2 protein-coding genes and 1 pseudogene are annotated in these 7,701 nt (G+C 58.8%); all 3 read right to left on the reverse strand.

The genetic code is table 11. The features are described 5' to 3' along the window. Positions 1-158: 158 nt before the first annotated feature. Complete coding sequence (locus NKJ72_RS29240) at positions 159-2,693, reverse strand: two-component system VirA-like sensor kinase (RefSeq protein ID WP_352480534.1); 2,535 nt, start codon at positions 2,691-2,693, stop codon at positions 159-161. 684 nt (positions 2,694-3,377) lie between these two features. Then, positions 3,378-3,628, reverse strand: a pseudogene (locus NKJ72_RS29245) (type IV secretion system ATPase VirD4); the annotation flags it as partial. A 773-nt stretch (positions 3,629-4,401) separates the two neighbouring features. After that, the gene (locus NKJ72_RS29250; RefSeq protein ID WP_352480535.1) at positions 4,402-7,485 is read right to left on the reverse strand and encodes a Ulp1 family isopeptidase; all 3,084 of its coding nucleotides are present in this window, start codon (positions 7,483-7,485) and stop codon (positions 4,402-4,404) included. Positions 7,486-7,701 lie beyond the last annotated feature (216 nt).

Below are 7,701 nucleotides of genomic sequence, written 5' to 3' on the forward strand. Positions count from 1 at the left end.
GAGCCCTTCCTTGGGCGGAAGCCGACGACAGTGTTCGAGGGGAACTCGCCATGAGCCGGGTGCGCAGAGATCGTCCGACGCTCTTGTATTTGCTGGATCCCAGCCGGCTCCGCCTCCGATTGCCTCGGTAGCTCGGTAGCCTGAGCGCGTCGGCGGCATCATGCCATTATCATCCTACGAATTGCATGCTCCATCGTCCAGGACGAGACCGGTTTGGCTAGCCAGAGGACGAAGGTCTGATTACCAGATGTGATCGGCATGGGGTCGCTTCCACCAACGACGATGATGGGCACCGTCATCAGGGTGGTACGTACGGCTTCGGCCTGTCCTGGCCCGAGGAAAGTCGCTTTATCGAAAATTAGGAGGTCGGCTGCCTTCCCGCTCTCGATCCAGTCGCAAAGACTTTCGAAGGTCGCGAAGCCGACCGGCTTATAACCAAGCGCGGCGATCTTATCGTTGTAGATCTCCAACGCTGCTGGATCTGGCTCCACGACTGCAATGATTTCTCCATTGCCAAGTGATCCATCGTATGGACCGGAAGCGCTATCAGCTCTGACCTGCTCCTCAGCGCAGGCCGGTAAGTAGAGATCGAAGCGTGTACCTCGGCCAACAGCCGAGGTGACGTCAAGGCATCCTGCAAGCGCGCTCACATGGCGGTCCACTGCAGCAAGACCCAGTCCGGTCCCGCCGACGCGAGAGCGCGTGGTAAAAAAGGGCTCAAAGATATGCGGAAGCACGGAACTTGCGATTCCTTGGCCATCGTCGCTGATGGAGAGGAGAACGTAATCTCCCGGTTTCAAGGTGCCCCTAGCCACGGGCTTCGTTTGACAGACGTGAGCGCGAGAAACGCTAATCTCGACACGGCCCTCATTCAAGAGAGCCTCCGACGCGTTCTTGCATAGATTCATAAGGATCTGCTGTATCTCGGTCGGGCTGCCCTCGATCACCGTTTGCCACTCGTTGATCTTGAAGTTCAACTGAACATCCGCACGAAGTGTAACCCGCAGCAATGGCGCGAGATCCATTACACTCTCCGAGACGTCGAAAGGCATCGTCACGCGCTTCCGATTTCGGCTTAGTGACAAAATTTGATCAATAATCAGCTTGGCTCGGTTGCTGGCCAAGATAATTTGGCCGATGTGGCCCCGAATTCTCGAGGGGCGGCGCACAAGACCTTTAGCCATCTCTGCGTAGCCGACTATTGCTCCTAGAACATTATTGAATTCATGTGTAACGCCGCTTGCGATTGTGCCGACAGCCGTCAGCCTTTCCGCATGCTCCCATCGACTCTCAAAAAGGTTACGTTCCGTGTGTACACGTTGCATTTCAAGATGGTTGCCTAAACGCCCAGTAGCGCTCGCCAGAACCAGGAGGTCGTCTGTGGAGGGTGGTGAGCGATCTCCTTCAAAAACAAGGATACAAACCGCAGCCTGCTGATCGGAGGCCCTGCAACCAACAATTTGACAAACACCGGTAGTGCCTACGGCAGTCCGAACCACTTCCGACGCCGGAACGACGCGAAACACTGGCTGTTCCGGGTGTACAAGTGAGACGACTTCATGGATTAGCGTGGCGTTCCAGACGCGCATGCGCTTGTTCGCGACAAAGTATTCGGTATTCCTGCTGATACTCGGATCCACCAGAGCAAGCGCGCATTGATCCGCATCGAAAACGCATTGAATGAGTCTAAGCGCTGCTTCGGTGGAGAAGCGCCGCGAAGCCTTCGTTGCTTGACTGTCGATGAAGCAAGCTTCGATCTCACTCATTGCCGCTTCAAGCTCTAACCGCCTTTCCAACCGGTTCGTCCGCACATGCAGCGTGGAGGCTCGAATGGTCGCAAACAAGCAGAGGCATATGGACACCAAGCCAAAGAAAAGTCGTGTACGCTGCGCTTGCGCGCTGGCGAAGCTGTAGGCTTTCAGATGTTCTCGCTCCAATTCGGCAGCCTTGGCGAACGTGTCGAAGGATGGGATCCGATTGACAGCGCGGTCCAACCTCAACATTGAGGACAGGATAGCGCGGCCCTCGCGGGCAACATCCTCCGTGACTTGGTCCTGGCTAGGAGGAAGTCGGCCGAGAGACTGTTCGATTTGTAACGCGAGGCTGAATCCCGGTCTGGCCGAAAATTGAAGGATCAGATTGGAAAATTCAGGCCTGTTCGACACTCCCCCCCGAAGGCGATTAGCCGAGCGAGCAAAGCGTACGAGAGAGCTTTGCAGAAGCTCATTTTGCGCGGCCGAGGCCGAGATGGCAGCTTCGGTGTTTTCGAGGGACTTTTTGAGCTGTGCAAGCAACCTGGAGTGCACCCCGGAGCTCTCATTGGGCGAAATCTCAACAAGGCGTTGGTAGTTTTGAAGGTTCCTTTTTAATGCCTGCCCGGTAGAAGCAACGGAACGGAGGTCCAATACCATGTCGGCGCGGGCGACGTCTCGCTGGAGCAATGCGTAGTTGATCTGAATTGTCCGCAGTTCGCTTAGGACCGCCTCGTTGATCTGGGGGTCTTGCCACTGTATCGCGACCAAGAGCGCAACCGAGGCCACTAGGGCCATTACAGAAGCTTTGTCGGTACTGAGCCATTTTTCCCAAACGAACGGCGTTTGATCCGCGGCCCGTGCCTTGCGAAGGTCCGATTTGAATTCTAGCTCCCCATCGGGTCGGTGTGCGGTCGGATGCTGCTGGAACAGGAAAGCCAAGTGTACCTCTCCCCTCAAATAGGCGGTGTAGACACCGTTGCACTCTGCCCCCATGGCCCGCTGACCTTCCATTGATTCGCGGGCGTTTCGACCTCGACGGCGAGGCGGCAGCACAAGGCGGGCAACTGATCGCAGTTTTCGGAACTGGTCTTCCGAGAGATCATCGAAGGGGCATACAAGCGCACGCCTGCAGCAGCCGAGGATGATACCGGTCGGTCAAACGCAAGTGGCGAGGGCCGGATCTGCTGTTGGCTGGCAGCTAACACTGGCGGGGCGGCGACCTCAACTCCGGCGTCCCTAGGGCCGGCTGCTGCGAAAGCGTCCGACACGCTTCCCTTGGGGTCATCCCGTCCAGCGGGCATCCTTGGATCGCGGAAAAAAGACGAGGCGGCTTGATGATCCTGCCCTCGCTGAAGCACCTCGCGAAACCCCTGTTCCAGTCGCAGAAGCTCCTCTGGACCGGTAGGCGGCTCGTCAGCTCGACCATCGAACAGCGGCCGGAGCGCCTCGGACACGTGCTGCTCAAAGCCCACTCGCCGGGCCTGGACCGCTTGCCCGTCTTCCAAGCCGGCGTCCTGCACCTGCGACAAAGCTGTTACACGGGATGGATTACTATTTCGCGGGTTCATACTAGCCTCACATCAAACTGTATCGTCAAAGTCCTGCGCCAATTCACGCAGCGGCTCATCGAGTTGATTCTGTGGAGAGCCCCCCGTCTGCTTTCGTCAAGGGCGTCGGCTCCGGGAGGGCGCCTGTCTGATGCGTTTCAGAATGCGATCCGAAAAATATCGCACCTTCCTCAATTTTAATGGTGGCAGACCTTGATGAGATTACTCGTCATTGAGCAGCCGCAACGCCTGGCTGTAGGAAATCGATTGGGCTTGAAATGTGAATCCACCGATAGCTTTGGAAATGTAGTTCGGAGTCTCGTCATCTACCTCGATGTTCCTAGAAGCGCGCCGCAGCCCGGGCGGGGGGCTTGGGGTTAGACTGCCGGCGCACGCCACTCAGAAAGAGCGGCCTCTTTTCGCGGTTCGGACACCCATAGTCAACCCGGCAACGTCTGGATGCCCGCTGTGCTTTTTGCAGAGCGGCGATGCCGGGCATATCGGCCGATCCTGTCTAGGATGGTGTGGCCACTCTCGTCGGCCGAGTTGATGCTCCAGCCAGTATCGCCTTGCCGACCAGCATGAGTTCGCCGTTAGCAATCCATCGTTGCGAGCCGAGACCGAGGTAAAAAGCGCGTGTTATCGACTATGTAGCTGACGCTCCCGCTGACGCCTTCGAGTGCGCACGCTATGCCCCGTTCGCACCCTCTTGTGAATAGTACTGCGCCATGCACCTGAAACCGCCTCCTGGGGCCAGGCTTGCTGATTCAACACGATTGATCCGACGCCAAGGGAAGCGGTTTCGAGGTGCCGCAACGCGTACATGATGATGGCCGCCGCGGGGGCCTCGCGGACTTCGAGAACCTTTTCACCGGTTGAGATGTGTTCGAGCCCGGTTGCTGACATACTGGCTCTTGCGGCTGCTGATCGACTTCAGTGCTCGTCGCGATGCCGCAAGCGATTTTTTGCGGCAAATGACCTTTCCGAAAAGTTTGCGACAGAACCCGCCGACGCCGCTCTCATCGAAGCGGATGAGGCTCAGCGGCCTCCCCTGTCCGACAATTTGCGTCGGTTTGGCGATTTGACCCCAGCCATGGAGCTCAACGCCCCGCGTCGGAGCGCTCCCTGCTTCTGAAGGAAGCCATTAGGTCCGCTCGGGCTTGATCGGAGGCTTGGCTGATGGACGTCGTGGTTGCTTCGCTCAGTTGCCGCCCCATGGCGCGGCTTTGCGGATTATCAGTCCTCTGCCTCTTCGCCGGTCTCAACAGCGCTGTGTAATGTTCATTGTTTATGATGACGCCCCCGCTGTTCACGAGGTTGCTCCTGTCAAGTGTACTCGTCAGTCCGTCCTGGGCCTCGCGCTTCTTGCCCAAGTGCCGTTCAAACGGCGCTGGCGCGACTTGTTGAGCTCGAGAGATGGGTCCCTGCTCTCCTGCGTGGCCATGAGCTTGTGCCGCGGTCTGCGCAGCGGCGTCCCCAATGGCACGAGCCTCCATGCCGACTGCGTCTTCCCGACGAGCAGCAAGGGCAATTTTGCGCCCGGGTGCGAACTTCCGGAGATGAGCTAGTGCACTGATCCCAGCGGAGTTCATATAGCGCTTGGCATCTTCATCCAGCGACCCCTCGTGAAGCCGATCCGCAATCCGCGGCTTTTTGTTTTCAACCAGGCATTGACTGAAACGTCTAAGAGCAGACCCATAGACCTGAATGGTACCGGGATTCGGCCCGGTCGCAGGCGCTCCCTTGTACTCTTTGATGTGAGCCGCTGTGTACTCTCTGATGAGCGCGGCGTCGGCAGGGTCGGGATTCAGGACAGCGCGGCCCAGCACTGGCGCTCCGCCCGCCCACGTCTTGAGACGACCTAGTGACCCAGCCACGTCCGAGGAGCCACTCTTGCGCTGGTACTCCTTGAGATCCGGATCCAGCGACGAATCGTTAAGCCGAGCGGCAAATCCCGGCTTGTTGTTTTTAAAGAGCCAATGACCAAAGCCGAGAAGAGAATCTACATGGCGCTTGACCGTGCTCTCCTGGACCTTACCGGCATAGAGTGCTGACCTCAGCCCTTCGACAACGGTCGCATCGTTGGAATAAAGAGGACGCTGGTCGTGACCGGAGACCACTATTGGAGGATCTGGCTGCACCGCCGCCGGCACAGAACGAGCATGGTCATGCAACTCGAACGGTGCGGGGGGATTCAGATCAACCACTGACGAATCCGGCGCATGATGATGGCGCGCCGTTGAGTGACCCGGCTGCAGCACCGAGGCACCCAGCATCGACCCACTGCCTCCGGTATGCGGTGCCAGGTGCTCGCCACTGCCTCCGGCGTACGGCGCCGCGGCGTGTTCTTGTCCGCTCCCTTGCATCATGGGCTGCGCCTCCCATGGCAATGCACCCACTTGATGGGTGGGGGCCTGCATCAGCACGCGAGCGCCTGAATTGCCGATCTCGCTCAGCTGCGGCTCAGTGGCAACGTCCTGCAGACGACTGTTCAGGGTCCTTTGCCTCTTCGCTGGTCTCAACTCCGCTGTATCATGCTCACGGTTGATGAGGACCTCCTCGCTTGGTAGCTGGTTGCTCCTGTCCTGTGCAGCGATCCGCTCGTCCGGCGCGCCCTGGTCGCCGTAGATCAGGGGACGAAAGGACTCTGCGGGATCCGAGGCTTGGTGATGGTGCCCAGTTGGCACGAAAGACGATGTCACAACAGCGTCGTCTTTCCCAGGGAGGAGATTCTCTGGCCAACTGAATGCCTCCTGCGGCCCGCTGCGCTGCGCAGCGGCGTCCCCCTTGCTCTCAAGACTTTGAAATTTAAATGGGTCCCCGGGAGCAACGTCTGGCGCTGACTGGCCGAGCCGCTTGATCTGCTGGGGAAACGTCCCAACGGGGCTTTCCTTAACCGCGTCTCGGGCCTGTCGGTCCATGAGTTCAAAGTTCGTGAGATAATTTGCCGTTCCGAATGTATCGTCACCCCTGAGGCGGGTTTGTAGTGCCTGCCGATTGACGACGAGGTTGTTGAGGTTCACGTCTGGCAGGTCTGGCTGCCATCTTTGCAATCGCCCAACCAGCGCCCGCGTGCCGTCCACCACGTGGACTCCGCAATCCACCTCGTTTCTCTGCTGGGCGATGCGGGGTGAGTCCACGCGGGTCTCCAGGCTGACGCCCAGATTTTTTGCGAGCTTTTTTGCAAGCGGGTCATGCCATCCGCTGACGGAGTCATAATGATAGGCAACCGGCCGTTCCCGGTCGCTGCGATCAACGAACAGCAGCGACCAATGGGTGCCGCGCTCCGCAAGAGTCTTACCGCCATCGCTCACTGGCACGAACAGGAAGTCGGCTGTGTCGTTACCGTTCTGATTATGGACGATGCGCTGGAATGCGCTTAGCCTGTCGCTCTTGGAGCCCAAGCGCAGATGATAATTGGCTACGAGGGGATCCACGAACCGCGTCCGGGCGGCGAGATCTGGATTGTTCCCCTGCAACTCCTGCTCCAGGAGCTGGTAATCCCTCTGGATATGTTCGTCGCCTAGCAATTCCAATGCGCCGAGCACCCGCCCGTCTTTAGCTTTCCCAGGGGGCTTCTCTGGCCGACCCAATGCCTCCTGCGGCCCGCTGCGCTGCGCAGCGGCGTCCCCAATGGCACGAGCCTCCATGCCGACTGCGTCTTCCGGACGAGCAGCAAGGGCAATTTCGCGCCCGAGTTCGGGCTTCCGGAGATGAGCTAGTGCACTGATCCCACCGGAGTTCACATAGCGCTTGGCATCTTCATCCAGCGACCCCTCGTGAAGCCGATCCGCAATCCCCGGCTTGTTGTTTTCATGCAGGTATTCACTGAAACGTCTAGGAGCAGATCCATAGGTCTGAATGGTACCGGGATTCGGCCCGGTCGGCGCTGCCTTGTACTCTCTGATGGGAGCCGCTGTGTAATCTCTGATGAGCGCGGCGTCGGCAGGGTCGGGATTCCGGACAGCGGCGCGGTCCAGCACTGGCGCTCCGCCCGCCCACGTCTTGAGATGACCCACTGCTCTAGCCACGTCCGAGGAGCCACTCTTGCTCTCGTACTCCTTGAGATCCGGATCCAGCGACTCCTCGTGAAGCCGAGCAGCAAATCCCGGCCTGTTATTATCAAAGAGCCAACGACCAAAGCCGAGAAGAGAATTTACATGGCGCTTGACCGTGCTCTCCAATGCTGACCTCAGCCCTTCGACAACGGTCGCATCGTTGGAATAAAGAGGACGCTTGTCGGGACCGGAGACCCCTATTGGAGGATCTGGCTGCACCGCCGCCGGCACAGAACGAGCAGGGTCACGCAACTCGGACGGTGCGGGGGGATTCAGATCAACCACTGACGAATCCGGCGCATGATGATGGCGCGCCGTTGAGTGACCCGGCTGCAGCACCGA

The sequence above is a fragment of the Mesorhizobium sp. M0045 genome (genome assembly GCF_040323385.1).
In the GTDB taxonomy this organism is placed as follows: domain Bacteria; phylum Pseudomonadota; class Alphaproteobacteria; order Rhizobiales; family Rhizobiaceae; genus Mesorhizobium.